Raw genomic sequence first — 25,889 nt, 5'->3', positions numbered from 1 at the left:
TTTTATAGAAAAATGTTTAAAAATGCTATGAAATTACAAAAAGAAGTGTTAAAATAGGTATTATTTAAGAGGAGGGCATGACATTGAGCGAATATAAAATAACTTGTTGTTCTACAGTAGATATGCCGGCGGCATATTTTGAAGAAAAAAAGCTTCCATTTGTATGTTTTCACTTTCACATGAATGGGGTAGAATATCCTGACGATTTAGGAAAATCTATGCCATTTGAAGAATTTTATAAAAAAATAGAAGAGGGTGCAGAGCCTACCACAGCTCAGGTAAATGTCCAGCAGTATATGGAATTATTTGAGCCAATTTTAAAGGAGGGAATGGATATTCTTCACCTGACTTTGTCAAGTGGTATAACCGGTAGTATTAATTCAGCTAATATTGCAAAAGAGCAGTTAGAAGAAAAGTATCCTGAAAGAAAAATTTTTGTTGTAGACTCTTTGGCTGCGTCTTCCGGTTATGGAATGTTGGTGGACGCTGCTTTAGAAAATCAGGATCATGGATTTTCGCTGGAAGACAATGTAAAATGGATAGAAGAAAATAGAAACCGCCTTCATCACTGGTTTTTCTCTACAGATTTAACCAGCTTTATAAGAGGTGGAAGAATATCAAAGGTTTCCGGTTTTGTGGGGCAGGCTTTGAATATTTGTCCTCTTATGAATGTTAATACAGAGGGGAAATTAATTCCACGAAATAAATACAGAGGGAAGAAGCAGGTTATGCGTGAAATGGTGAAACGAATGGAAGAGCACGCACAAAACCAGACACAGTATAGCGGAAAGTGTATGATGTCCTGTTCTGCATGTGAGGAAGATGCCAGAAAAGTAGCGGATACAATAGAGGAAAAATTTCCAAATCTCAATGGAAAAGTTCAGATTAACAGCATTGGTACAGTCATCGGTTCGCATACAGGGCCGGGAACCGTAGCGCTGTTTTTCTGGGGAGATGAGAGAACTGAGTAAAATCTATGTAAAATTTTTCTAACGTTTTTGAAAAACACTTGCAGGACCGGAGAAACAATGATATATTGAACCTCGATAGTGTTTGAAATTTGATAAGGAGAAAAAGGAGAATTTTATGTTAGAGAAGTACCTGATTGTGTTTTTTGTATCTATGGTACCATTAATCGAATTAAGAGGTGCAATTCCCATTGCAGAGGGTATGCAGCTGCCATTTGTACAGTATTATATTATTGCAATTTTAGGAAATATGCTGCCAGTACCAATTATTTATTTCTTTGCCAGAAAAGTTCTGGTGTGGGGAAGCACCAAACCGGTAATAGGGAAATTCTTTTCCTGGTGCCTTGATAAAGGGGAACGTGGAGGAAAGAAATTACAGGAAAAAGCAGGAAAAGGTTTGTTTGTTGCATTGCTTTTATTTGTAGGAATTCCGCTTCCGGGAACAGGGGCATGGACAGGAACTCTGGCAGCCAGTATTTTAGATATGGATTTTAAATCCAGTGTAATTGCGGTTATGCTGGGAGTTTTATTGGCAGGTATTATTATGGCTGCTGTAAGTATGGGTGCATTTGGAGCATTAGGCGTACTTTTTTAGAGGATAGTTATAAGAAAATTGAACAAATAACAGATAAAAGAAAAGGCATCATTCTTAATTTATTTTTGAGAATGATGCCTTTTTAATGTATTTCGTTGTCCATTGGAAAATACCTCACATTGAATAATGAAAAAATTTTTGTTTAGGTTTTAAAAATTTCTGGTGGTCCGTACCTCTCTTTCTTTAAATTATGAAAGTTGTTTTAATCTTTTGGTGGTATCAGTCCTTTCTAATCTTTTTCTTCTCTTTCGATTTATTTTATGGTTAAACTATAACATACGAATGCCTAAAAGTCAATAAGAAAACAGAAAAAAATATAAAAAATTTTTAAAAGACTGTATTAAAATAATATATATTATAAAATATCAGAAAATTTAAGAAAACTCCAAAAGTGGAAAAAAAGAAAAAATAATGATACAATAAGGTTTAAAAGAAAACAACAGAAAGGTCGCAGAATATGGAAATAAGAAAGGCATTATTAGAAGAAATTCCTGAAGTTATGAAAATATATGAAACAGCAAGGTGTTTTATGGCAGAACATGGAAATCCAACACAGTGGGTAAATGGCTATCCTTCGGAAGAACTGGTAACAGAAGACTGTAAAAACGGAGAATTGTATGTATGTATTTCTGATGAACAGATTGCAGGTGTTTTTATGTTTACCCAAAAGCCGGATATTACATACAGAGAAATCTTTCAGGGAAAATGGTTAAATGAGAAGCCTTATGGAACGATGCATCGAATGGCATCATCAGGAATAAAAAAAGGAGTATCATCTTTTTGTCTGGATTGGTGTTTTAAGCAGTGCGGAAATGTAAGAGGGGATACTCACGAAGATAATTACGTCATGCAAAATGTATTTGAAAAAAATGGTTTTAAACGATGTGGAATTATTTATGTAGCAGATAAAACACCAAGAATTGCATATCAAAGGGAGAATTAAAAAATGGAATTATTAGAGAGAAATGCACCATGCTGGTGTGGAAGTGGAAAAAAATATAAGAAATGTCATTATAATTTTGATGAGAAATTAAAGCTTTATGAAAGTAAAGGTGTTTTAATTCCATCTCATGATATGATCAAGACACCGGAACAGATTGCGGGAATTAAAGAAAGTGCAAAAGTAAATATTGAAATTTTGGACTATGTGGCAGAGCACATAAAGGAAGGTGTTACCACACAGGAAATTGATAACTGGGTAGCGGATATTACGGCAAAAGCAGGAGCTGTGGCAGCGCCTCTTAACTATGATGGATTTCCAAAAAGTGTGTGTACATCTATAAATGAACAGGTATGCCACGGAATTCCCTCAGATGATATTGTGCTGAAGGATGGCGATATTATTAATGTAGACGTATCTACGATTTTGAACGGATATTATTCAGACTCATCCCGTATGTTTTGCATTGGAAATGTCAGTGAGGAAAAAAAGAAACTGGTAGAGGTGACTCGTCAGTGCGTGGAGAAAGGTTTGGAACAGGTAAAGCCGTGGGGATATTTGGGAGATATGAGTCAGGCAGTTTATGAGCACGCTCACGCTAACGGATATTCTGTAGTAAGAGAAATTGGCGGACATGGAATTGGACTGGAATTTCATGAAGACCCATGGGTAGGATATATTGGAAAGGCAGGCACAGGGATGCTGCTGGTTCCGGGAATGATGTTTACCATTGAGCCGATGATTAATATGGGAAGCCACGAGATATTTGTAGATGATACAGACGGATGGACGATTTATACAGAAGACGGTAAACCATCTGCCCAGTGGGAAATTATGGTGCTGGTGACAGAACAGGGATGTGAAGTTATTTGCTATTAAAAGAAAAAGGGTTGACATTCTATTTTTTTAATGGTATGTTGTAATTGCTTATATGACTGACGGAAGTGGAAATGACCACAGGGAGTATAAGCCAAGGAAGCCGACCGTCTGGGCATATATGCTCGGGCAGTGGGCTTTTTTGTGTATCAAAAATCCTGTTCTGTTTCACCGAGTATATCGTTCATTGAAAAAAAGGAGAAAAATTCATGGAAATGTTATCATTAACAAAAGAATTGAAAGAAAATGCATATCCGGGCAGAGGAATTGTTCTGGGAAAATCAGAGGACGGAAAAAAAGCAGTAGCTGCTTATTTTATCATGGGAAGAAGTGAAAACAGCAGAAATCGTGTATTTGTAGAAGATGGCGAAGGAATTCGTACACAGGCATTTGACCCTTCTAAACTGGTTGATCCAAGTCTGATTATTTACGCTCCTGTACGTGTTTTAGGAAACAAAACCATTGTAACAAACGGAGACCAGACAGATACGATTTACGAAGGTATGGATAAACAGCTTACTTTTGAGCAGTCTTTAAGAAGTCGTGAATTTGAACCGGACGGACCGAACTATACACCTAGAATTTCAGGAATTATGCATGTTGAGAATGGAAAATATAATTATGCAATGTCCATTTTGAAAAGCAATAACGGAAATCCACAGGCATGTAACCGTTATACATTTGCTTACGAAAATCCGGTAGCAGGAGAAGGACATTTTATCCACACTTATATGCATGATGGAAATCCACTTCCAAGTTTCGAAGGAGAACCAAAGCTGGTGGGTATTCCAAATGACATTGATGAATTTAAAAACAGCCTCTGGGAAAGTCTGAATGAAGAAAATAAAGTATCTTTATTTGTTCGTTTTATTGATATTGAAACAGGTAAGTATGAAACAAGAATTGTAAATAAAAATAAATAAGAAGTAGAATGGAGAAAATCATGAAAGAATTAGCTTTAAAATACGGTTGTAATCCAAATCAGAAACCATCCAGAATTTATATGGCAAATGACAGTGAACTTCCTATTCAGGTATTATCCGGAAAACCGGGATATATCAATTTCTTAGATGCGTTTAATGGCTGGCAGTTAGTAAGAGATTTGAAAAAAGCAACAGGTCTTCCGGCTGCAACATCTTTCAAACATGTATCTCCGGCAGGTGCAGCAGTAGGTCTTCCTCTTACAGAAACTCTGGCAAAGATTTACTGGGTAAATGATATGGATTGGAAGAATTTTTCGCCAATCGCCTGCGCTTATGCAAGAGCAAGAGGCGCTGACCGTATGTCTTCCTTTGGTGATTTTATTGCCTTGTCTGATGTATGTGACAAAGACACTGCATTACTGATTAAAAGAGAAGTATCTGACGGGGTTATTGCACCGGGTTATACAGAGGAAGCTCTGGAAATTCTGGGACAGAAGAAAAAAGGAAACTACAATGTGATTGCCATTGATGAAAATTATGTTCCGGCTCAGTTAGAGCATAAAGAAGTGTTTGGTATTACTTTTGAGCAGGGACGTCAGGAGCTTTGCATTGATGACGCATTGATTTCTAATGTAGTTACAGAAAACAAAGAGCTGACAGAAGAAGCCAAAAGAGACTTAAAAATTTCCCTGATTATTTTGAAATATACACAGTCTAACTCCGTATGTTTTGTAAAAGACGGACAGGCAATCGGTGTAGGCGCCGGACAGCAGTCTCGTGTACACTGTACACGTCTGGCAGGTCAGAAGGCAGATAACTGGTGGTTAAGACAGTGTCCGAAAGTTTTAAATCTGCCATTTAAAGAAAGTATCAGCCGTGCAGAAAGAGATAATGCTATTGACGTATATATTGGTGAAGAATATATGGATGTTCTGGCAGACGGAGCATGGGAAAATACTTTTACAGAAAAACCGGAAGTGTTTACGAGAGAAGAAAAGAGAGAATGGCTGGATAAAATGCAGGATGTTATTCTCGGTTCTGACGCATTCTTCCCGTTTTCTGATAATATTGAAAGAGCACATAAAAGCGGTGTGGCATATATTGCACAGCCGGGCGGCTCTGTACGTGATGATGCAGTAATTGAAACATGTAATAAATATAATATGGTGATGGCATTTACAGGTATTCGCCTGTTCCATCACTAAGAGGAAAGAAGAAACGGAGATACCATTTGTTAGTATCTCCGCTTTCTAAAACTCTGAATATCCTATCCAGAGTTACTTTGTGTTTATAGTATATACAATAAATCAGAGTTTTATGAAAAGTAAAAAGGAACTCTTCCAGAGTCCCTTTCTTTTGAATAAGTAATAATATCTTTCTCACTCCGGAAAAAGACTTCTTTGTACTTATATACTACCGATTTTATTGATTGTTGTCAAGAGCAATTTTTATTTTTGAAATTTGTTCTGTTAAAGAGTCATCATCCGATAATTCAAGAATTTTTCTTAATTCAGCCAGTTCGTCTTGTGCTTTATTACGTGCTTGCTTTATCTTTGAAATATATTCTAATTTGTCATCTAATCGTTTAGTTAAATCAGAATAATATCCCATCAAACCAACGGTTTTTGCAATTGCTTCATCAATCTTCCTCATGTCAGTGTTTGATAAAGAACCTACAAAACCACCAAGTCTTGCTTTACTAACACACATCATATTTGAAGCATTGGCTTGGCCATCAAGGATAACGTTTCCTTCTGCATCTGTTAGAGGTGTAATATTTGCAACGCAAGGTAACGTGCTGATATCATGTGTAATTGGAATTACGATGGTGTTACTGGAGTGGGTGTTAGCAATATCATTTTGAATAATAACAGAAGGTCGTTCTTTTTGCATTTCGCTTCCAATTCCGCAACCAAAATTACAACGATATACTTGCCCTCGTTTTACTGTACGAGAACGAGCATTCTGTGCAATGGAGTCTAAATATAATTTTGTTTTTAACCATTCAAGCATCTTTTGAACTTGTCCAAGTTCTATTTTCATTGGCATCCCTCCCAGAATTTTATATGGTACAAACAATATTTTGCGATAAAGAAAGGAAGAGAGTTTCAGCAATCTCTTCCGATTATAGGATTGACAAGTATCTGTAGCCTAATTACTAACACTATAGATTATTTTCAAATGAAATGCAATAAAAGTCATTAATAATATTCAGTATTAAATATATTAAGCTGTGAAGAACAAATAAATGTAAAATATGAGGATTATTGCTACTATTCCACCTATGATATATAACATTTTTCTTTTCATTTTATTTTGTTAGCCTCCTTTATTGAAAGTTAAATTCATATTTATATTCTTCTGGATCAAATTGGTCTGCAAATAATCCAGTAATAACACTTTTTGCATTTTCTTTTGCTCCATCTAGTAATCCATTGGCAATAGCATTTTTCTCTGCGTTGTCTTGCATTTTGATAAAGGCTTTGTTGCTCTCTGTTGTGATATAACATAGTTGTAACATCTCGACCTAATAAGATATAATCTTAGGAGGAAACGAGGTATGTTACAGATGAGTCAATACTATGAACCAGAATTCAAGAAGAAGATAGTCCGTCTTCATCTTGAAGAGGGAAGATCCCTCAAAGGTCTTGCTGAAGAATATGGTGTATCCAAAGCAAGTATATCTATTTGGACAAAACAATTCCGTGAAGAATGCCAAACAAACGACGAAGCCAAAGCCGATTATGATTACATGAAAGAGAATCTACAGCTTAAAAAGCAACTTGCAGAACTCCAAAAGGAAAATGACTTCTTAAAAAAAGCAGCGGCATTCTTTGCGAAGGAAATCGATTAGAGGCTTATCGATTCATTCAGAAATACAACAAAGACTTTGGACTCAGATGGCTTCTTAGAAAGTTTAACATCTGTCCAAATGCTTATTACAATTATCTAAAAAATCGAAAAGCTGATTATCATCAACAGAAAGATGAGATCAAAGATTCCATTCGAGAAATCTATCATTCTCATGGCGGAGTTGATGGATACAGAACTATACATGCCTATCTTATTCGTAAAGGATACGATATTAGCCGCTTAACAGTTCACAAATATATGAATACTGAAATGCAGTTGTTTTCAATTTCAAGAAAAAAGAAAACAACATATGAACATGGCGTCGCTCACAAAGTATACGAGAACAAACTGAATCAGAATTTTCGAGCAGATGAAATCAATCACAAGTGGTGTACAGATTTTACTTATCTTTTCCTGACGGATGGCAGCAAGCGTTATAATTGCACGATTATAGATCTACATGACCGAAGCGTTATTGCAAGTATAACGGACAGAAATATAACCGCTGATTTAGCGAAAAGAACGTTGGAAAAAGCAATTCATTCTCAACCAGGAATTGACTTGAGCAAGCTTCTCGTGCATTCGGATCAAGGAAGCCAGTACACATCAAAAGAGTTCACTGAATTTTGTGAGGAGCTTGGCATCACTCAAAGTATGAGTAAGGCTGGATATCCATATGATAATGCTCCTATGGAAAGATATTTTAATACATTGAAAAATGATCTTATTTACCAGCATTATTATCGTACAGAGGAAGAACTTTACACAGCAATCGAAGAATTTGCGTATGTACAATATAATCATGTACGACCGCATTCTTATAATAACTACAAAACGCCTTATGAGGCACGCTACGGGAGTGTATAACTCCTGTAGTGGAAATTAGGTCGTAGTGTTACAAAAAAGCTTGACCACAACAAATACATTACAGAATACCGGAACATCTTTATTACTGGAGCAACTGGAAGTGGCAAAACTTACATGGCCTGTGCCTTTGGCATGGAAGCATGCAAGCGCTATTACTCAGTGCGATATGTACGACTTCCTGATTTGTTATTGGACTTACAGGCTGCCAGGGACGATGGAACTTTTTCGACTGTCCTGAAAAAATATACCAAGCCAATAGTGTTGATTATCGATGAGTGGTTGCTTCTTAAACTGACAGAAGCTGAAGCCAGAAATCTTTTTGAACTGATACATAAAAGACGTAAAAAATCTTCAACAATCTTTTGTTCCCAGTTCCGTGAAAGTGAATGGTACCAGCAAATCTGTGATGGTGAAAGTACTCTTGCCGATGCCATCATGGATCGTATATCGTATGATTCCTATAAGATCGATATTGAAAGTGTTGACCCATCTAAAGACCTCTCTATGAGAGAAGTATATGGACTGGATCCAGCAATGGCAAAGTAACTTAATAAACAAAATGGGGTGGCTCCGTTAGTCCGGACAGGTGGCTCTCGCCACACCGGACTGGCGGCTCTGCCGCACCGTAATATTCAATAGTTTTAGAGGAATATTTGATGCAGCATAAAAAACATTGACAAAGACCAGGTTTTTGATATACTTTGAGAGTAAATAATATGTCAAAGAACAGATAGGAGAGTGAAGTATGAGTATTAAAATTGGTATTTTAGGATATGGTAACTTAGGTCGAGGTGTGGAATGTGCAGTGAAGCATAACCCTGATATGGAGCTGACAGCAGTTTTTACACGCCGTAATCCTGCAGACGTTCAAATTTTGACAGAGACAGCAAAGGTTTATCACGTAGATGAAGCTGTAAAAATGAAGGATGAAATTGATGTTTTAATTCTCTGTGGTGGAAGCGCTACAGATTTACCGGTTCAGACTCCTGAATTTGCACAGTATTTTAATGTGGTAGATAGCTTTGATACTCATGCAAGAATTCCAGAGCACTTTCAGGCGGTAGATGAGGCTGCTAAGAAGGGAAATAAGGTTGCTATGATTTCCGTAGGCTGGGATCCGGGTATGTTTTCTTTAAACCGCCTTTATGCAAATGCAATTTTACCGGGAGGAAAAGATTATACTTTCTGGGGAAAAGGTGTTAGTCAGGGGCATTCTGATGCAGTTCGAAGAATTGAAGGAGTACTGGACGCAAGACAGTATACAATTCCTGTAAAGGAAGCTTTAGATGCAGTAAGAGAAGGGAAAAATCCAGAACTTTCCACACGTCAGAAGCACACAAGGGAAGTATTTGTAGTTGCTCGTGAAGATGCAGATAAGGCAAAGATTGAGCAGGAAATTAAGACAATGCCAAATTACTTTGACGAATATGATACAACTGTATACTTTATTACAGAAGAAGAAATGAAAGCAGAACATATGGGACTTCCTCATGGTGGATTTGTAATTCGCAGTGGAAATACAGGATGGGAAGACGAACATAAGCATGTGGTAGAATACAGCCTGAAGTTGGACTCCAATCCTGAATTTACATCATCTGTTATTACAGCTTATGCAAGAGCTGCTTATCGCATGAGTCAGGAAGGACAGAGCGGCTGCAAAACAGTGTTTGATGTAGCTCCTGCTTATTTAAGTCTTCAAACACCGGAAGAACTTCGTGCAAAAATGTTGTAAAGTACAGAGAAAGTGAGTAAAAAAGTGAGTTCTAAAGTAGATGCGAAAAAAGAAACAAAGAGAATTCTGTTTGGTCTTATTGGTGCGGTGATTATGGCAGTAAACATTAAAACTTTTGTGCGGGCAGGAGGGCTGTATCCCGGTGGATTTAACGGTGTCACGCTGTTGTTCCAGACCATTTGCGACAGATTTTTCGATATTACAGTGCCGTTTTCTCCGATTAGCCTGGCATTAAATGCCATTCCGGCAATTATCAGCTTTAAAGCGATAGGAAAGAAATTTACAGTTGTTACCAGCTGTATGATTGTTGCTACCAGTATTCTGACCGATATTGTTCCGGCAGTTCCTATTACGGAAGATATTCTGTTAATCAGTATATTTGGTGGGTTGATTAATGGAGCAGCAATCAGTATTTCACTGATTGGAGGAACTTCAACAGGCGGAACTGATTTTATTGCCATTTACTTTGCGGAAAAGAAAAATAAAGATGTGTGGAATTATATTTTATTGGGAAATGCGGTTGTGCTTTTAATTGCCGGTTATCTTTTCGGATGGGATAAAGCGCTTTACTCCATTATTTTCCAGTATACTTCTACACAGATGATACATTTACTGTATCAAAATTATAAAAAGGTTACGTTGTTTGTGGTTACAGAAAATGCGGAAGCTGTTTATCAGGCTATTTCAGAAGTTACAAACCACAGTGCAACAGAATTTTCAGCAACGGGAATGTATTCTAATGAAAAACGAAAAATGATTTATTCCGTTGTGTCCACAGTAGAGGCGAAAATGCTGACCAGAAAAGTTATGGAGGCAGATGCCCATGCTTTTGTAAATATTGTAAAAACAGATACTTTGCTGGGACGTTTTTATCAGGAAAATAATTACTAAAAAAGATTGTGCAACAGCACAATCTTTTTTAGTAATCTTATTTTTTACCGCTGAAGCAGTAAGTACATATTTTACACGGTTCAATTGGAATGGAAGATAATAAATCGTCAAGACGATGGAAGTGCAGAGTTGTGAAGTTTAACTGCTTTCCGATTTCTTCCAACATTTCTTTATAGTTTTGGGAGTCTGGATCAGCATAGGACTCTAAAATTTCACGACTTACATTTTCTCCTTCTCTTGCAGCAATAATTCTTCTTGTGATTAAATCCATTTCGGATTTAGAACGGGAGAAGTTCAAATAAGGGCATCCAAACATTAAAGGCGGGCATGCCGGACGAATATGTACTTCTTTTGCACCGCTGCTATATAAAAATTCAGTTGTTTCGCGAAGCTGTGTTCCGCGGACAATAGAGTCGTCAATCAGTAAAAGTTTACGATTTTTAATCAATGCCTCAACAGGAATTAATTTCATTTTCGCAATGAGATTACGCTGTTCCTGACGGGATGGCATAAAGGAGCGAGGCCACGTTGGAGTATATTTAATAAATGGGCGGGCAAATGGAATGCCGGACTGGTTTGCATAACCGATAGCGTGGGCAATACCGGAGTCCGGTACACCTGCTACTAAATCTGGTTTTACATCGTCGCGCTGTGCATCACGCTGCGCCAGTTTTTTACCACATTCGTAACGCATGTTCTCTACATTGATACCTTCGTATGTGGAGGTAGGATAGCCATAATATACCCATAAAAAGGAACATATTTTCATTTCATTTAATGGTTCTGATACAGTTTCGCAGCTTTCAGGAGTCAGATAAACAATTTCTCCCGGTCCTAATTCTTTTAAGGTTTCATAACCCAGATTGAGATAAGCAAAACTTTCAAAAGAAACACAATGTGCTCCGTCTTTATGTCCTACAATAAGAGGAGTTCTTCCCATGCGGTCACGGGCAGCGTAAATGCCTTCCGGTGTCAGAACAAGAAGCGTCATAGAACCTTCAATTAATTCCTGTGCGTAGCGAATACCGTCTACAATAGTTTCCTGCTGGTTGATTAAAGACGCAACAATTTCTGTCGGATTGATACAGCCGCCGCTCATTTCTAAGAAATGTGTACAGCCGTTTTTGTAAGAAATATCAACAAGTTTCTCTGTATTGTTAATTTTACCTACTGTTGTAATGGCAAAACTGCCTAAATGGGATTGTACCAAAAGAGGCTGTGGCTCATTGTCCGAAATACAGCCAATACCGCAATTTCCTTCCAATTCATCTAAATCACCATCAAATTTTGTACGGAATGGTGTATTTTCGATGTTATGGATTGAGCGGCTAAAGCCATTTTCTCCATGGACTGCAAGTCCTCCGCGTTTGGTACCTAAATGAGAATGATAGTCTGTTCCGAAAAATAAGTCCAGGGTACAACTGGACTTAGATGTTACTCCAAATATTCCACCCATTGCTGTTCTCCTTTTCTTGGAATTACCAATTTAGTCTTCTCCTTATTATATACTCTCAAATTGCCTTTCGTAAAGAGATTTGAAGAAAGTTTTTCACTTCGCAAAGGAGAAAAAATAGTGTATAATAGAGAAGCAGATGTGCAAATAGACAAGAAAAGGAGAAGAAAATGAAATTTATTTCATGGAATGTAAATGGTCTGCGGGCGTGTGTGAAAAAGGGATTTACAGAATTTTTTGAACAGGCAGATGCAGATTTTTTTTGTATACAGGAAACAAAGCTTCAGGAAGGACAGATTGATTTTGCACCGGAGGGATATTTCTGTTATTGGAATTATGCGGTGAAAAAAGGTTATTCCGGTACAGCAATTTTTGCAAAAAAAGAACCATTAAGTGTACAGTACGGTATTGGCATAGAAGAACACGATCAGGAAGGGCGTGTGATTACTTTAGAATATGAGAACTTTTATATGGTTACAGTCTATACACCAAATTCTCAAAGTGAGCTGGCAAGGTTATCTTATCGTATGCAGTGGGAAGATGATTTCAGGGATTATCTGCAAAAGCTAGATGAGAAAAAACCTGTGATTATGTGCGGTGATTTAAACGTGGCACATAAGGAAATAGATTTAAAAAATCCGAAAACCAACCGTCATAATGCAGGATTTACTGATGAAGAAAGAGAAAAATTTACCGCATTTTTAGAAGCCGGATTTACCGATACTTTCCGTTATTTTTACCCTGATAAAACAGAGATTTATTCCTGGTGGTCCTATCGTTTTAAAGCCAGAGAAAAGAATGCAGGATGGAGAATTGACTACTTTTGTACTTCAAAAAGACTGGATGAAAAGCTGCTTTCCGCTTCCATTCATACAGAAATTTTTGGTTCAGACCATTGTCCGGTAGAGGTTCAGATTGAATTATAAACAAAGAAAATGGGGGCAAAGATATGTCAGATTGCGAAAAGGTAATTTTTCATATTGATGTAAACAGCGCTTTTTTATCATGGGAGGCAGTTTATCGTTTGGAGCAGGGCGGAACAATAGATTTAAGAGAAATCCCATGTGCTGTAGGTGGAGATAAAACCAAGAGAAGGGGCATTATTCTGGCAAAATCTTTGTCTGCAAAAGCCTGTGGTGTAAAAACAGGAGAACCATTGACAGAAGCTCTGAAAAAGTGTCCGTCTTTGATTGTAGTCCCTGCGCATCATAGTATGTACCGCCAGTATTCTCAAAAGTTTCTGAATATTTTAAGAGAATACAGCCCTCAGGTGGAGCAGTACAGCATTGATGAGGCATTTATGGATATGACGGGAATGGAAAAGATTATAGGAGACCCGATAGCTTTTGCCCATAAATTAAAAAACAGAATTAGTAAAGAGCTGGGTTTTACTGTAAATATTGGAATTTCCAGCAACAAATATCTGGCAAAAATGGCATCGGATTTTGAAAAACCGGACAAGGTACACACTTTATTTCCAACGGAAATTAAAGGGAAAATGTGGCCTCTTCCGGTATCAGACCTGCTGTTTGTAGGAAGGGCTACAGCGCAGGTTTTAAAGAAGCTGGGTATTTATACCATAGGAGACCTGGCTAATACAGATGTGGAAATTTTAAAATGCCATTTGAAAAAACAGGGAGAGAGCATTTGGAATTTCGCCAATGGCAGAGATACTTCCCTGGTGGAAAGCGAAAGTCAGGGGAACAAAGGATATGGAAACAGTACAACCATTGCCTTTGACGTGTCAGATGAAGGCACTGCAAAAATGGTTCTTCTTTCTCTGTGTGAAACAGTGGCAGCAAGACTTCGAAAGGATGATGTAAAGGCAGAAGTAGTGTCTGTTTCTATTCGGAATTTTGAGATGAAAACAGTTTCCCATCAGAAGGTTATGACAGCGCCTACCAATATCACAGGAGAAATTTATGACATGGTCTGTGTACTCTTTGACGAACTGTGGGACGGTACGCCTATTCGTCATTTAGGCGTTCATACCAGCCGTGTTTCCAGAGAAGAACGGGGACGACAGATGTCTTTGTTTGATTTAAATACCAACTATGAAAAAATGGAAAAAATGGATATGGCGGTAGACAAAATCAGGAAAAAATTTGGCAACAATGCCATTATGAGAGCCTCTTTTCTGGATAATAAAAAGGTTGAGAACATGACAGGCGGTCATCCAGACGGAAGACAGGTAGATTTGAAAACATTGAAAGAGAAGAAAAAATGAGTGAGATAATCGAAGAATTTTTTAATGGATATTGCAAAAATTATGATATGGCAAGAACTGCCATAGGAGAATTTACAGATGAAAACGGAGTTTTACAGTTGGAACAGATTGATTGTGATTATGGGAAATGTCCATACAGCGAAGACTGTGAAATGATGCACAAAGTATTTGAATTTATGAAAGAAAGGGAAGGGAAAGAGAAATGTTAAATATCAGGGATATTCAGAAAAGTGACAGACAGGAATTCTTTCAGATGGCTAAGGAGTTTTACGGGGGTCCTGCATGTGACCATGACGTTCCGGAAGAACATTTTGAGGCAACTTTGCAAGAATGTATGAGAAGCAGGGAATATTCCCGTACATTGATGTTGGAGGATGAAACCGGTGTAGTAGGATATTTCCTTATTGCAATTACCTGGAGTAATGAAGCAGGAGGAATTACAATCTGGCTGGATGAATTGTTCTTTAAAAGCAGCTCCAGAGGAAAAGGCTATGGTACACAGGTGTTTGACTGGGTGGAAAAAGAATATCCACAGGCAAAGCGTTTCCGTCTGGAGGCAACTTACAGTAATGAAAGAGCAATTTCTCTTTATAACCGTTTGGGTTATGAAGAATTGCACTATTATCAGATGATTAAAGACCGTTAAATATTACTTCCGCTGTTTGCTGCAATCATGCGTTTTACATCGGGCACTGCACAGAGAACAGGATAGAGAAGCTGGGAAATGAGAAGTCCGCTTATTCCCTGAATAAGATTGGCAGGAATACTGGCAGCCGCGCCTTGTCCGTACAGAAAAAACTCAAAGAGGAAATATCCTCCGGCTACCAGTACAATGTCTGCAATTCCTCCAAGAGCTAATGGCAGATAGTGTTTTTTAGAAGAACCTGCAAGTTTCTGAAAGGCAAGAGCAGAGAGAAAAGCGATCACTCCTTTGATAAAAAAGGTAATGGGAACATAGACCAGATATCCACCTAATAAGTCTGCCAGACAAGAGCCAATTCCGGCAATGAGAAAGCCCCATACAGGTCCGAAAAGCGCTCCGGACAGAATAACAAGAGCATCTCCGGGATGGATATAACCACCTGTTCCGGGGGTGGGAATACGGATAGACATGGTGGCTGCACAGGTCAGCGCCATAAAAAGGGCGGACAGAACTAATTTTTTTGTTTGAAATTTCATAAAACCAGACTCCTTTATCTAAATTTGTTGTGATTACTATAATATAAAACTGGCTATGTATAAATAGCCAGTTTTATAAAAGATAAGCAGTCCAGTATATTGCTTTTTATTCGCGGAAAGTTAAAGATGTGTCAGTCATGGAGTCAATAATTGCCAGAGACTCTACGCGGATACCTCTTTCACGAAGCATATCGCCGCCTCTTTGGAACCCTTTTTCAATTACAATTCCTGTACCTTCTAAGGTTGCGCCTGAAGTATGTACAATATCAATCAGTCCGTTTAATGCGCATCCGTTTGCAAGAAAATCGTCAATAATCAGCACATGGTCTTCAGGACTTAAAAATTTCTTTGCCAGAATAACATCATAAACTTTTTTATGTGTGAAAGACTCAATTTTGGTTGTATACATTTCTCCGTCAAGGTTTACACTTTTTGCTTTTTTTGCAAAAACAACAGGTACATTGAAATACTGTGCTGCAATACATGCAATTCCAATACCGGATGCCTCGATAGTCAGAATTTTTGTAATCGGTGCATCTGCATAAATCCTTTTAAATTCTTTTCCGATTTCGTTAATCAGTGGAATGTCCATCTGATGATTTAAAAAACTGTCTACTTTCAGTACATTTCCCGGTTTTACTGTACCGTCTTTTAAAATACGTTCTTTTAAAAGCTCCATTTGTATTCCTCCTGTGTATTGTCATTTAAACAATCATACGATATATTTATTAGAAAGGCAATTTATTTTTTTGCTTTTTAGCAAATTCAAAGAGAAAAGGAGCAAAATTATGAAGGAATATGAAATTATAAGAGAGATTATTAACCTGTGTCCGGGAAATCATACAAGAGATACTTTTATTGAGGAAGCGGAGCTTCCTGACGATGCAGATTTGGAAGCTTATGTAAGAGAAAAATTTAAAAATGAAGCAGAACTGAAAATTGAGCGTATTGACAGGGAAGATGGCAGTGTGGTCTTTGATGTAATGACAGCAGCCATACATCAAAGATATACGTTCTCAGAATTTTAAACGGGATTTTACATTGCTTTTTTGAACAGGTTTGTTATAATGAAAGGAGTGCGAGAAAGGAGGATATTATGGCTAATAATCATGAACATACCCACGTAATGGAAGATGGAACTGTTGTTACGCACACCCATGGACATACTCACAGCCACGCGCATACGAAAGCAGTTCTCAATCGACTTTCCCGCGCAATCGGTCATTTAGAGTCTATTCGCCGCATGGTAGAAGATGGCAGAGACTGCAGTGAAGTCCTCATACAGCTCTCAGCAGTGAAATCAGCTATTAACAATACAGGGAAGGTAATTCTGCAGGATCATATTGAGCATTGTATTGTAGATGCCATTGAAAGTGGTGATCACGAGGCTTTAGATGAGTTAAATAAGGCTATTGACCGTTTTATGAAATAAAGGAAGAAAGGAAGAGAGCAATGAGTGAAGAAAAGAGACAGTGTGACAGCAAAAGCTGTACAAAGGAAGATTGTGCAGGATGCAGCCACGCAAAGGGTGCAGGAGTTCCAAAAGAAAATTTAAATGCATACTCTAAAATTAAAAAAGTAATTGGTGTTGTCAGCGGCAAAGGAGGAGTAGGAAAATCATTAGTAACTGCTTCTTTGGCAAATGAAATGGCATTTCAGGGTTACCATGTAGGAATTATGGATGCAGATATTACAGGACCTTCTATTCCGAGAATGTATGGTTTAAAGGGTTCTGCGGTAGCAAATGACAAAGGCATTTATCCAATGGAAACAGGCAATGACGTAAAAGTAATGTCTGTGAACCTTTTACTTCCGCAGGAGGATGCACCTGTTATCTGGAGAGGACCGATTTTGGCAAATATGGTAAAACAGTTCTGGACAGATGTTGTATGGGGCGAACTGGACTATCTTTTTGTGGATATGCCGCCGGGAACAGGAGATGTACCTCTTACTGTATTTCAATCTCTTCCAATTGACGGAATTGTGATTGTATCTTCTCCTCAGGATTTAGTACAGATGATTGTAAAGAAAGCGTATAACATGGCAAAAATGATGAATGTGCCTGTTTTCGGATTAGTAGAAAATTACAGTTATGTAAAATGTCCGGACTGTGGAAAAGAAATTTATATCTTCGGAGAGAGCAAAGTGGAGGCAGCAGCAGAGAAAGTAAATGTTCCTGTAATCGGAAAAATGCCATTGGACAGAGACATTGCAGCAGCAGTAGATGCAGGGCAGTTTGCAGGGGTTGTCAATACTTATCTTTCAGGTGCAGGTAAATATCTGCCGGAGGTTTAAAGCTTTTGCTTTTATATGGAGAAAAAATAGAATATTTTATAAGAAAAATAGTCGGTCTTTCGGAGGAAAGACCGATTTTTTAAATTTCAGGAAAAAACATTGTTAAAAGTGTATAAAAACAAATGGATATATGTCAAAAAAATGTAAAGAAGCAATGAAAAAAACGAAACAACTGGTACTACCAGATAAGAGCCGAAAACAGGCGACTTTTGTTGACAAAGCGTATATTTGGTGTGATAATGGCAAAGATATAGAAAGGGATGAATATTTATGGTAGAGCGCCAAATCAAGCTTACTGCAAATGAAGACGTAAAAGAATTCGTAAATCAGGCCAGTAAATGTGACTTCGATATTGATATTTTTTACAATAGAGTGGTAATTGACGCAAAATCAATATTAGGAGTTTTAAGTATGGATTTGACTAGAGTTTTAACAGTCAGATGCAATGGTCATGATGAAGGTTTTGATAAGTTTTTAAATAAATTTGCAGTAGCGTAGGAAACAGGGAGCTGTCGCAGGAGTTGCGGCAGCTTTTTGTTTTTGTTATACTGGCTATAGAAAAATCTTAGTAGAAATATGGTAGAAACATGGAAAAAGAAAGAATAAAAATTTCTGTCCGAAATCTGGTAGAATTTATTTTGAGAAGCGGAAATCTGGATAACAGAAGAACAAGTGCGGCAGACAGGGAGGCAATGCAAAAGGGAAGCAGAATACACAGAAAGCTTCAAAAGCAGATGAAACCTTCTTATAAAGCGGAAGTTCCCCTAAAATGGGAAGAAGAATATCCCGATTTCATCATTGAGATAGAAGGCAGAGCAGATGGAATTATAGATGACGATGGCGAGTGTGTCATTGATGAAATAAAAGGTGTATACAGAGACTTATATTTTCTGGAAGAGCCTGTGCCGGTTCATAAAGCACAGGCTATGTGTTATGCTTATTTTTATGCCAGCCAGAAAAAAATTTCGAAAATCGAAGTACAAATGACATATTGTCATTTGGAAACAGAGGAAATTAAGCGGTTTCGGGAAGAATTTTCTTTTTCTTATTTGAAGAAATGGTTTGAGGATTTGCTCAGTGAATACTATAAGTGGGCAAATTTTCAGTATCAGAGGAGAATAGAAAGACGCAGCTCCATGGAAGGATTGGAGTTCCCTTATCCATACAGAAAAGGGCAAAAAGAACTGGTATCAGGAGTATATCATACCATGCGGACAGAAAAGCAGCTGTTTATTCAGGCGCCTACGGGTATCGGAAAGACTATGGCAGCTATTTTTCCGGCAGTTCGTGCGGTAGGAGAAGGATATGGAGATAAAATTTTTTATCTTACTGCAAAAACTATTACAAGAACGGTGGCAGAGGAAGCTTTTCATATTTTAAAAGAAAAGGGATTGTCTTATAAAACTATTAGTATTACGGCGAAAGAGAAGCTGTGTCTATGTGAAGAAACGGACTGCAATCCGGAGAAATGCCCTTATGCAGAGGGACATTTTGACAGAGTAAATGTAGCAGTATTTGAGATTTTAAATGCAAAAGATACCTATTTACGGGAAGATTTACTGGATCAGGCAGAGAAACACAGGGTATGTCCTTATGAAATGTGTCTTGATATTTCTTCTTGGGTAGATGCCGTTATTTGTGATTATAATTATGTTTTTGATCCAAACGTATATTTGAGACGTTTTTTCGGTGACAGTGTAAAAGGTGAGTACCTGTTTTTGATTGATGAGGCTCACAATCTGGTAGAGCGGGGACGAAAGATGTACAGCGCTGTTTTATGTAAAGAAGATTTTTTAGAAACAGCCAAAATTGTGAAAGAACACAGCGCAAAGTTGTATAAGATTTTAAAGAAGTGCAATCGGCTGATGTTGGAATATAAGAGGGAATGTGACGAATATACCGTGATGGAAAATATTGCAGGACTTTCGTTGCAGCTTATGAATTTATTGGGAGAGATGGAGAATTTTTTGGAAAAAGACCATGAGGAAAGAGTACAGAAGGCTGTGCTGGAATTTTCTTTTTCTGTTCGGCATTTTCTGAATATGTATGACCTTGCAGATGAAAATTATGTGATTTACAGCCATTATGATGAAGAACAACGGTTTCTTGTCACTCTTTATTGCGTCAATCCCAAAAGAAATCTTCAGGAATGTTTAAATAAAGGAAAAGGAACAGTATTTTTCTCAGGAACATTTCTGCCGTTGCCTTATTATCGTTCTTTATTCAGTGAGAGACGAGATGATTATGCAATTTGTGCCAGTTCACCGTTCCTTCGGGAAAACTTAAAGCTTTTGGTTGCCTGTGATGTAAGTAGTAAGTATACAAGGCGCAGTGTTTCGGAATATGAGAAAATGGCTGAGTACATTTATGCGATGGCAGCAGGAAAACAGGGAAATTATATGGTGTTTTTTCCTTCGTATCGCATGCTGGAGGATATTTATGAGATTTTCCGAGCTAAGGCGGAAGAACGACAATTTAAAGTATCCTGTATTTTACAGAGCAGTAATATGACAGAAAAAGAGCGGGAAGAATTTCTGGAGGCTTTTCAGGAAAATACCACAGGAACTTTAATTGGTTTTTGTGTGATGGGCGGAATTTTTTCAGAAGGAATTGATTTAACCGGAGAGCGGTTGATTGGCGCCGCCATTGTGGGAACGGGACTTCCACAGGTTGGCTGCGAAAGAGAAATTTTGAAAAATTATTATGATGAGAAAGCGCAGAACGGCTTTGCCTACGCATACAGATATCCGGGAATGAATAAGGTGTTGCAGGCGGCAGGCAGAGTCATTCGTACAAAAGAGGACAGAGGTGTGGTACTCCTTTTAGACGAGCGTTTCCTGCAAAGGGAATACTTAGAATTATTCCCACAGGAATGGCAGGGCTATGAAAAGTGTACCATCAAAAATGCAGGGCAGAAAATCAAAGCTTTCTGGGATAACTAAGCCATGAGGTCATCACAATGGAGATAGTTCAGAAACTTCTTGGCAGCAGGAGAGGACAAAAGCTTTGGATTATAGGCAAGGACAAGTCGGCGTTTTGGGATGGTTTCCTTTAATTTCAACGGATAAAAATCCTTTTTATGAGATTTCAGAACATAGTCGGGAACAACGGTAATCCCCAGTCCGATACGGGCGAAGTCAAGGAGCAGGTCATTGCTGGAAAGCTCTGCCTCAGGTGTGAGGGACACGCCGTTTTTAATAAAAAACTCATGGAGAAATTCACTGGTTGTGCTTGTTTTATCGAGCATCAGAATGGGATATTGAGCAAGCTGTTTCAGAGAAAGACTCTGTTCCTGAAGGTTGAAAAATTTCTTTCCTGCCACAAAGACATCCTGAAATTCTTGTATAGTACAGTACATATCTTTATTGGTAAGATGCGGGTTTGGCGCATTGGTCACAATAAAATCTACCTTATTATTATGCAGTAAAGAAACGCAGCCTCCTGACGTGGAGTTGGTTACTTTAATAGGAATGTTCGGAAATTCCTTGTGAAAGCGTTTGAAATAGGGAAGGAGAAAATAACGGCAGATGGTATCCGAAGCTCCCATGCGCAAAGGCGCTTGTGAGGGCTGAGCGTGAGAAATCTGCCGTTCTGCATTGTAGAGCAGGTTGACCGCAGGTTCTACATAGCGAAGCAAAGCCTCTCCTTCCGGTGTCAGAGTGACTTTTTTTGTATTCCTTAAAAATAAAGGGTGTCCCAGCTTACTTTCTAAAGATTTTACAGCCTGACTTACCGCAGACTGGGAGATGTAGAGCTGACGGGAGGCTTCTGAGAAGTTTAAGGTGGTGGCAACATAGTAGAAAACTTTGTATAATTCGAAACTGATATCCATGATTGTTCCTTTCTATTGCTTTGGGTATATAGGTGCTCAGCTATTTCGTCGCAAATTGCTCCATTTTTTTATTTTTCTCCGCCACTTATCGATGCTTTGTACGCAAAACTCGTGCTTACGCACTCAGACACGGCTTCCAAAGCATCATTATGCTCGAAAAATTGCAAAAATGTTCGCATCATTTGCTAAGAAATACTGAGCCTATATATACGGAAAGTAATAGAAATGGGGAGGGTAAAAGAGTTTAGGGTGAGAAGAAGCTGGCTATATATAATTTGATTATACTATATTAGAAGTTAATTAAAAAGTCAATAAGTATTGCTAATAAATAATATAAGTTATATTAATTTTACTAATAAAGTGAAATGTGATAAGCTAAGAACAGAAGTGGCACAAGAAAACTATACGAAAGCCATTGCCTTACAGGCAGAAAGGAGCGAGCCCACATGAGCAGTGTAAAACGCGTCTATGTTGAAAAGAAGCAGGACTTTGCGGTTCAGGCAAAGGAATTAAAAAGTGAGATTGAAGGTTATTTAGGTATTAAAGATGTAACAGGCGTGCGTGTGCTAATTCGCTATGATGTAGAGAATATTTCTGACGAGGTATTTGAAAAAGCATGTACTTGTGTATTTTCAGAGCCTCCGGTAGATGATTTATTTAGAGAAACTTTTGAAATGACAGAGGGAGCAAAGGCATTTTCTGTGGAATATCTTCCGGGACAGTTTGACCAGAGAGCGGACTCCGCAGTGCAGTGTGTGCAGTTTTTGAAAGAGGACGAAACACCGATTATCCGTTCTGCAACTACTTATGTAATTGAAGGTAATATTTCTGATGAGGAGCTGGAAGCAATTAAAAATCATTGCATTAATCCGGTAGACTCCAGAGAAGCAGAAGCTGCAAAACCGGAAACACTGGTAACAAATTTTGAAGAGCCGGAAGATGTTAAGATTTTTGACGGCTTTATGGAAATGCCGGAAGCAGACTTACAGGAATTATACAATTCTTTAAATCTGGCTATGACATTTAAGGATTTTCTTCATATTCAGAATTACTATAAAAATGAAGAAAAACGCAATCCTTCCATGACAGAAATCCGTGTGCTGGATACTTATTGGTCTGACCATTGCCGTCATACAACATTCTCCACAGAATTGAAGAATGTTACCTTCGGCGAAGGCGATTACAAAGAGCCAATCGAAAAAACTTACGAAAAATATCTGGAAGACCGTCAGGTACTTTACAAAGACAGAGATGATAAATTTGTTTGCCTTATGGATTTAGCTTTAATGGCAATGAAAAAGCTGAAATCTGAAGGAAAATTACAGGATCAGGAGGAGTCTGATGAAATTAACGCATGCTCCATCGTTGTTCCGGTAGATGTAGACGGAAAAGAAGAAGAATGGTTAATCAACTTCAAAAATGAAACACATAACCACCCAACAGAAATCGAGCCTTTCGGTGGCGCTGCAACCTGCCTTGGCGGTGCAATCCGTGACCCGCTTTCAGGACGTACTTATGTATATCAGGCAATGCGTGTGACAGGTGCGGCAGACCCAACTGTTTCCGTAAAAGAAACTATGAAAGGTAAACTGCCTCAGAAGAAGCTGGTTCGCGGCGCTGCTCACGGATATTCTTCTTACGGTAATCAGATTGGCCTTGCAACCGGTTATGTAAAAGAAATCTATCATCCGGATTACGTTGCAAAACGTATGGAAATCGGCGCTGTTTTAGGCGCTGCTCCAAGACGTGGCGTTATTCGTGAAAATTCTGATCCGGGCGATATCATTATCTTATTAGGCGGACGTACAGGACGTGACGGCTGCGGCGGTGCAACAGGTTCTTCTAAAGTACATACAGAAGAGTCTATTGAAACCTGCGGTGCAGAAGTACAGAAAGGTAATGCGCCTACGGAAAGAAAAATTCAGAGATTGTTCAGAAGAGAAGAAGTCAGCAAGATTATTAAAAAATGTAATGACTTTGGTGCCGGCGGTGTTTCTGTTGCTATCGGTGAGCTGGCAGCAGGGCTGAAAATTGATTTAGATAAAGTTCCAAAGAAATATGCAGGACTTGACGGTACAGAAATTGCTATTTCCGAGTCACAGGAGAGAATGGCAGTTGTGATTGACCCGAAAGATGTAGATAAATTCCTTGGATTTGCAAAAGAGGAAAACTTAGAGGCAATTCCTGTTGCAACGGTAACAGAAGAACCAAGACTGGTAATGAATTGGAGAGGTAAAACCATTGTAGACTTATCCAGAGCTTTCCTTGATACAAACGGCGCTCATCAGGAAACAGACGTATTTGTAGAAATTCCGGGTAAAGAAGACAATGCTTTGACAAAGACAAAAGAAGTGAAAGACGTAAAAGAAGCATGGCTTTCTACTTTAGCTGACTTAAATACCTGTTCTCAGAAGGGACTTGTGGAAATGTTTGACGGTTCTATCGGAGCAGGCAGCGTATTTATGCCTTACGGCGGTAAATATCAGCTTACAGAAACACAGACTATGGTAGCAAAGGTTCCTGTATTAAATGGTAAAACAGAAACAGTTACTATGATGAGCTATGGATTTGACCCTTATGTATCAAGCTGGAGTCCATATCACGGAGCTGTTTACGCAGTGACAGAGTCTGTTGCAAGAATTGTGGCAGCAGGTGGTGATTACAGCAAAATCCGTTTTACTTTCCAGGAATACTTCAGAAGAATGACAGAAGACCCACATCGCTGGAGTCAGCCATTTGCAGCGCTTTTAGGTGCTTATGCGGCACAGCTTGGATTTGGACTTCCGTCTATCGGCGGAAAAGACTCCATGTCAGGAAGCTTTAATGAAATTGATGTGCCTCCTACATTGGTATCTTTTGCAGTTGATGTGGCAAAACAGAAGGATATTATCACACCGGAACTGAAAAATGCCGGAAATAAATTAGTATGGCTTCGTGCACCAAAGGCTTCTTATGATTTACCTGATTTTGAAGCTTTAAAAGAACAGTATGACAAGCTTCATGAAGACATTCAGGCAGGCAGAGTTGTTTCTGCTTACGCTTTAGACCGTCAGGGTATTGCGGCAGCCGTATCAAAGATGGCATTCGGTAACCAGATGGGTGTAAAGCTTTGCGACAGCGTAGAAGAAGCAGCCGTATTCGGAGCAGGCTTTGGCGATATTATCTGTGAAGTGGCACATGATAAAGTAAATGAACTGAAAATGGATTGTGTTGTAATCGGTGAAGTAACAGATAAAGCAGCATTTGAATATAAAGATATGACAATTTCTATGGCAGAAGCTTTGGAAACATGGAAAGCGCCATTGGAAAACGTATTTAAAACACGTTCCGGTTCTGAAACAGACGATGCAACAAAGAGCATGGACAGAGGCTTATATGATACAAAAGAAGTTCATATCTGTTCTCATAAAATTGCACAGCCGACTGTATTTATCCCTGTATTCCCAGGAACAAACTGTGAATACGACAGTACAAAGGCATTTGAACGTGCAGGTGCAAAAGTGATTACAAAAGTATTCAAAAATCTGGATGCAGCAGATATCCGTGACTCCGTAGACGCTTTTGAAAAAGCCATCGACCAGTCTCAGATGATTATGTTCCCGGGCGGATTTTCCGCAGGTGACGAACCGGACGGTTCTGCAAAATTCTTTGCAACTGCATTTAGAAATGAAAAGATGAAAGAAGCGGTTATGCGTCTGTTAAATGAAAGAGACGGTTTGGCTCTTGGTATTTGTAATGGTTTCCAAGCTCTTATTAAACTGGGCTTAGTACCTTACGGAGAAATTGTTGGACAGACAGAAAATTCTCCGACACTTACCTTCAATACAATCGGACGTCATATTTCTAAGATTGTATATACAAAGGTTGTAACAAATAAATCTCCATGGCTGTTAAAAGCAGAGCTTGGCAAGGTTTATGCAAACCCTGCTTCTCATGGTGAAGGTCGTTTCGTAGCAAATGATGAATGGCTGCAGAAGCTGTTTGCAAACGGTCAGGTAGCTACACAATACTGTGATATTAACGGCAATGTTACGATGGACGAAGAATGGAATGTCAATGGTTCTTACTGTGCAATTGAAGGTATCACAAGTCCTGACGGACGTGTGCTTGGTAAGATGGCACATTCTGAAAGACGTGGTGATGGCGTTGCCATGAATATTTACGGTGAACAGGATATCAAGATTTTTGAGTCTGGTGTAGAATATTTTAAATAAAGAAAAATGATAGGAGTATCCGGCAGGAAGTTATCTGCCGGATA

The 25,889-nt window shown here is 38.5% G+C and carries 25 protein-coding genes, 1 pseudogene and 1 riboswitch; of the genes and pseudogenes, 20 read left to right on the top strand and 6 right to left on the bottom strand.

What is annotated here, in order from left to right; translation table 11 throughout:
* Positions 1-77: 77 nt before the first annotated feature.
* The 6 genes from BQ7352_RS13410 to BQ7352_RS13385 all read left to right on the top strand — a co-directional run bounded on the left by BQ7352_RS13410 (position 78) and on the right by BQ7352_RS13385 (position 5,507).
* Entirely contained in the window at positions 78-971 is an 894-nt protein-coding gene (locus BQ7352_RS13410) for a DegV family protein (RefSeq protein WP_072449676.1), read from the top strand.
* Between the two features lie 115 nt (positions 972-1,086).
* Positions 1,087-1,563: a COG2426 family protein gene (locus BQ7352_RS13405; RefSeq protein WP_072449675.1), complete on the top strand. Its 477-nt coding sequence runs from the start codon at positions 1,087-1,089 to the stop codon at positions 1,561-1,563.
* A gap of 457 nt (positions 1,564-2,020) precedes the next feature.
* Entirely contained in the window at positions 2,021-2,506 is a 486-nt protein-coding gene (locus BQ7352_RS13400) for a GNAT family N-acetyltransferase (protein WP_072449674.1), read from the top strand.
* Positions 2,507-2,509: 3 nt separating this feature from the next.
* On the top strand, positions 2,510-3,382 hold the full coding sequence (locus BQ7352_RS13395) for a methionyl aminopeptidase (protein WP_072449673.1): 873 nt from the start codon (positions 2,510-2,512) through the stop codon (positions 3,380-3,382).
* A gap of 42 nt (positions 3,383-3,424) precedes the next feature.
* A riboswitch (ZMP/ZTP riboswitch) is annotated at positions 3,425-3,503 on the top strand.
* A gap of 85 nt (positions 3,504-3,588) precedes the next feature.
* A complete protein-coding gene (locus BQ7352_RS13390; protein WP_072449672.1) occupies positions 3,589-4,302 on the top strand; it encodes an IMP cyclohydrolase in 714 nt (237 codons plus the stop codon).
* 20 nt (positions 4,303-4,322) lie between these two features.
* Positions 4,323-5,507: a phosphoribosylaminoimidazolecarboxamide formyltransferase gene (locus BQ7352_RS13385; protein WP_004223071.1), complete on the top strand. Its 1,185-nt coding sequence runs from the start codon at positions 4,323-4,325 to the stop codon at positions 5,505-5,507.
* A gap of 217 nt (positions 5,508-5,724) precedes the next feature.
* Here the strand turns inward: BQ7352_RS13385 and BQ7352_RS13380 are convergent, their stop codons facing one another.
* Together BQ7352_RS13380 and BQ7352_RS14460 are read right to left on the bottom strand one after the other, a co-directional pair.
* The gene (locus tag BQ7352_RS13380) at positions 5,725-6,345 is read right to left on the bottom strand and encodes a type II toxin-antitoxin system PemK/MazF family toxin (protein ID WP_200791386.1); all 621 of its coding nucleotides are present in this window, start codon (positions 6,343-6,345) and stop codon (positions 5,725-5,727) included.
* A 286-nt stretch (positions 6,346-6,631) separates the two neighbouring features.
* On the bottom strand, positions 6,632-6,823 hold the full coding sequence (locus tag BQ7352_RS14460) for a DUF4230 domain-containing protein (protein ID WP_143143401.1): 192 nt from the start codon (positions 6,821-6,823) through the stop codon (positions 6,632-6,634).
* 39 nt (positions 6,824-6,862) lie between these two features.
* On the opposite strand from BQ7352_RS14460, the gene BQ7352_RS13370 reads away from it, so the two are divergent.
* From BQ7352_RS13370 to BQ7352_RS13355, 4 genes and pseudogenes are all read left to right on the top strand, one after another.
* Positions 6,863-8,022 (top strand): IS3-like element ISRgn1 family transposase gene (locus BQ7352_RS13370; protein ID WP_118401458.1). Its coding sequence is split into 2 segments (ribosomal slippage): positions 6,863-7,115 and positions 7,115-8,022, totalling 1,161 coding nucleotides; the frame shifts between segments, so codons are not numbered across the junction.
* 12 nt (positions 8,023-8,034) lie between these two features.
* Positions 8,035-8,568, top strand: a pseudogene (locus tag BQ7352_RS13365) (ATP-binding protein); the annotation flags it as partial.
* A 199-nt stretch (positions 8,569-8,767) separates the two neighbouring features.
* Positions 8,768-9,754, top strand: a complete 987-nt coding sequence (locus BQ7352_RS13360; protein WP_072449669.1) for a diaminopimelate dehydrogenase — start codon at positions 8,768-8,770, stop codon at positions 9,752-9,754.
* A gap of 12 nt (positions 9,755-9,766) precedes the next feature.
* Positions 9,767-10,645, top strand: a complete 879-nt coding sequence (locus BQ7352_RS13355) for a YitT family protein (RefSeq protein ID WP_072449668.1) — start codon at positions 9,767-9,769, stop codon at positions 10,643-10,645.
* 37 nt (positions 10,646-10,682) lie between these two features.
* Here the strand turns inward: BQ7352_RS13355 and BQ7352_RS13350 are convergent, their stop codons facing one another.
* Positions 10,683-12,101 carry an amidophosphoribosyltransferase gene (locus BQ7352_RS13350; protein ID WP_072449667.1) on the bottom strand — a complete coding sequence of 473 codons (1,419 nt, stop codon included), beginning with the start codon at positions 12,099-12,101 and terminating at the stop codon, positions 10,683-10,685.
* Between the two features lie 167 nt (positions 12,102-12,268).
* Here BQ7352_RS13350 and BQ7352_RS13345 point away from each other — a divergent pair, with 167 nt between their 5' ends.
* The 4 genes from BQ7352_RS13345 to BQ7352_RS13330 are packed head-to-tail and all read left to right on the top strand — an operon-like array spanning position 12,269 to position 14,971.
* Entirely contained in the window at positions 12,269-13,024 is a 756-nt protein-coding gene (locus BQ7352_RS13345) for an exodeoxyribonuclease III (RefSeq protein WP_072449666.1), read from the top strand.
* A 23-nt stretch (positions 13,025-13,047) separates the two neighbouring features.
* Entirely contained in the window at positions 13,048-14,325 is a 1,278-nt protein-coding gene (locus BQ7352_RS13340) for a DNA polymerase Y family protein (RefSeq protein ID WP_072449665.1), read from the top strand.
* Complete coding sequence (locus BQ7352_RS13335; protein WP_072449664.1) at positions 14,322-14,534, top strand: ubiquinone biosynthesis protein UbiE; 213 nt, start codon at positions 14,322-14,324, stop codon at positions 14,532-14,534. Before BQ7352_RS13340 ends, BQ7352_RS13335 begins: the two co-directional genes overlap by 4 nt.
* Positions 14,528-14,971: a GNAT family N-acetyltransferase gene (locus BQ7352_RS13330; RefSeq protein WP_072449663.1), complete on the top strand. Its 444-nt coding sequence runs from the start codon at positions 14,528-14,530 to the stop codon at positions 14,969-14,971. The genes BQ7352_RS13335 and BQ7352_RS13330 overlap by 7 nt, the downstream gene beginning before the upstream one ends.
* Here BQ7352_RS13330 and BQ7352_RS13325 read toward each other — a convergent pair.
* Entirely contained in the window at positions 14,968-15,504 is a 537-nt protein-coding gene (locus BQ7352_RS13325) for an ECF transporter S component (RefSeq protein ID WP_072449662.1), read from the bottom strand. The genes BQ7352_RS13330 and BQ7352_RS13325 overlap by 4 nt on opposite strands.
* Positions 15,505-15,610: 106 nt before the next feature.
* Positions 15,611-16,183 (bottom strand): xanthine phosphoribosyltransferase, encoded by a 573-nt coding sequence (locus BQ7352_RS13320; protein ID WP_072449661.1) that lies wholly within the window; start codon positions 16,181-16,183, stop codon positions 15,611-15,613.
* 109 nt (positions 16,184-16,292) lie between these two features.
* Here BQ7352_RS13320 and BQ7352_RS13315 point away from each other — a divergent pair, with 109 nt between their 5' ends.
* From BQ7352_RS13315 to BQ7352_RS13295, 5 genes are all read left to right on the top strand, one after another.
* Positions 16,293-16,532, top strand: coding sequence for a hypothetical protein (locus BQ7352_RS13315; RefSeq protein WP_072449660.1), 240 nt, complete (start codon positions 16,293-16,295; stop codon positions 16,530-16,532).
* Positions 16,533-16,600: 68 nt separating this feature from the next.
* Complete coding sequence (locus BQ7352_RS13310; protein ID WP_072449659.1) at positions 16,601-16,936, top strand: metal-sensing transcriptional repressor; 336 nt, start codon at positions 16,601-16,603, stop codon at positions 16,934-16,936.
* A gap of 20 nt (positions 16,937-16,956) precedes the next feature.
* Positions 16,957-17,799, top strand: coding sequence for an Mrp/NBP35 family ATP-binding protein (locus BQ7352_RS13305; RefSeq protein ID WP_072449658.1), 843 nt, complete (start codon positions 16,957-16,959; stop codon positions 17,797-17,799).
* A gap of 270 nt (positions 17,800-18,069) precedes the next feature.
* Positions 18,070-18,297, top strand: coding sequence for an HPr family phosphocarrier protein (locus BQ7352_RS13300; protein WP_072449657.1), 228 nt, complete (start codon positions 18,070-18,072; stop codon positions 18,295-18,297).
* Between the two features lie 89 nt (positions 18,298-18,386).
* Positions 18,387-20,741, top strand: a complete 2,355-nt coding sequence (locus tag BQ7352_RS13295) for an ATP-dependent DNA helicase (protein WP_072449656.1) — start codon at positions 18,387-18,389, stop codon at positions 20,739-20,741.
* On the opposite strand, the gene BQ7352_RS13290 is transcribed toward BQ7352_RS13295, so the two are convergent.
* Positions 20,738-21,631, bottom strand: coding sequence for a LysR family transcriptional regulator (locus tag BQ7352_RS13290; protein ID WP_072449655.1), 894 nt, complete (start codon positions 21,629-21,631; stop codon positions 20,738-20,740). The two genes, BQ7352_RS13295 and BQ7352_RS13290, sit on opposite strands and share 4 nt — an antisense overlap.
* Before the next feature lie 446 nt (positions 21,632-22,077).
* Between BQ7352_RS13290 and BQ7352_RS13285 the strand changes: the two genes are divergently transcribed.
* Entirely contained in the window at positions 22,078-25,845 is a 3,768-nt protein-coding gene (locus BQ7352_RS13285) for a phosphoribosylformylglycinamidine synthase (RefSeq protein ID WP_072449654.1), read from the top strand.
* Positions 25,846-25,889: the final 44 nt, after the last annotated feature.

The organism is Blautia sp. Marseille-P3201T (genome assembly GCF_900120295.1).
In the GTDB taxonomy this organism is placed as follows: Bacteria; Bacillota; Clostridia; order Lachnospirales; family Lachnospiraceae; genus Blautia.
Note: the sequence above shows the minus strand (reverse complement) of the source record. Positions and strands in the feature narration are given on the sequence as shown.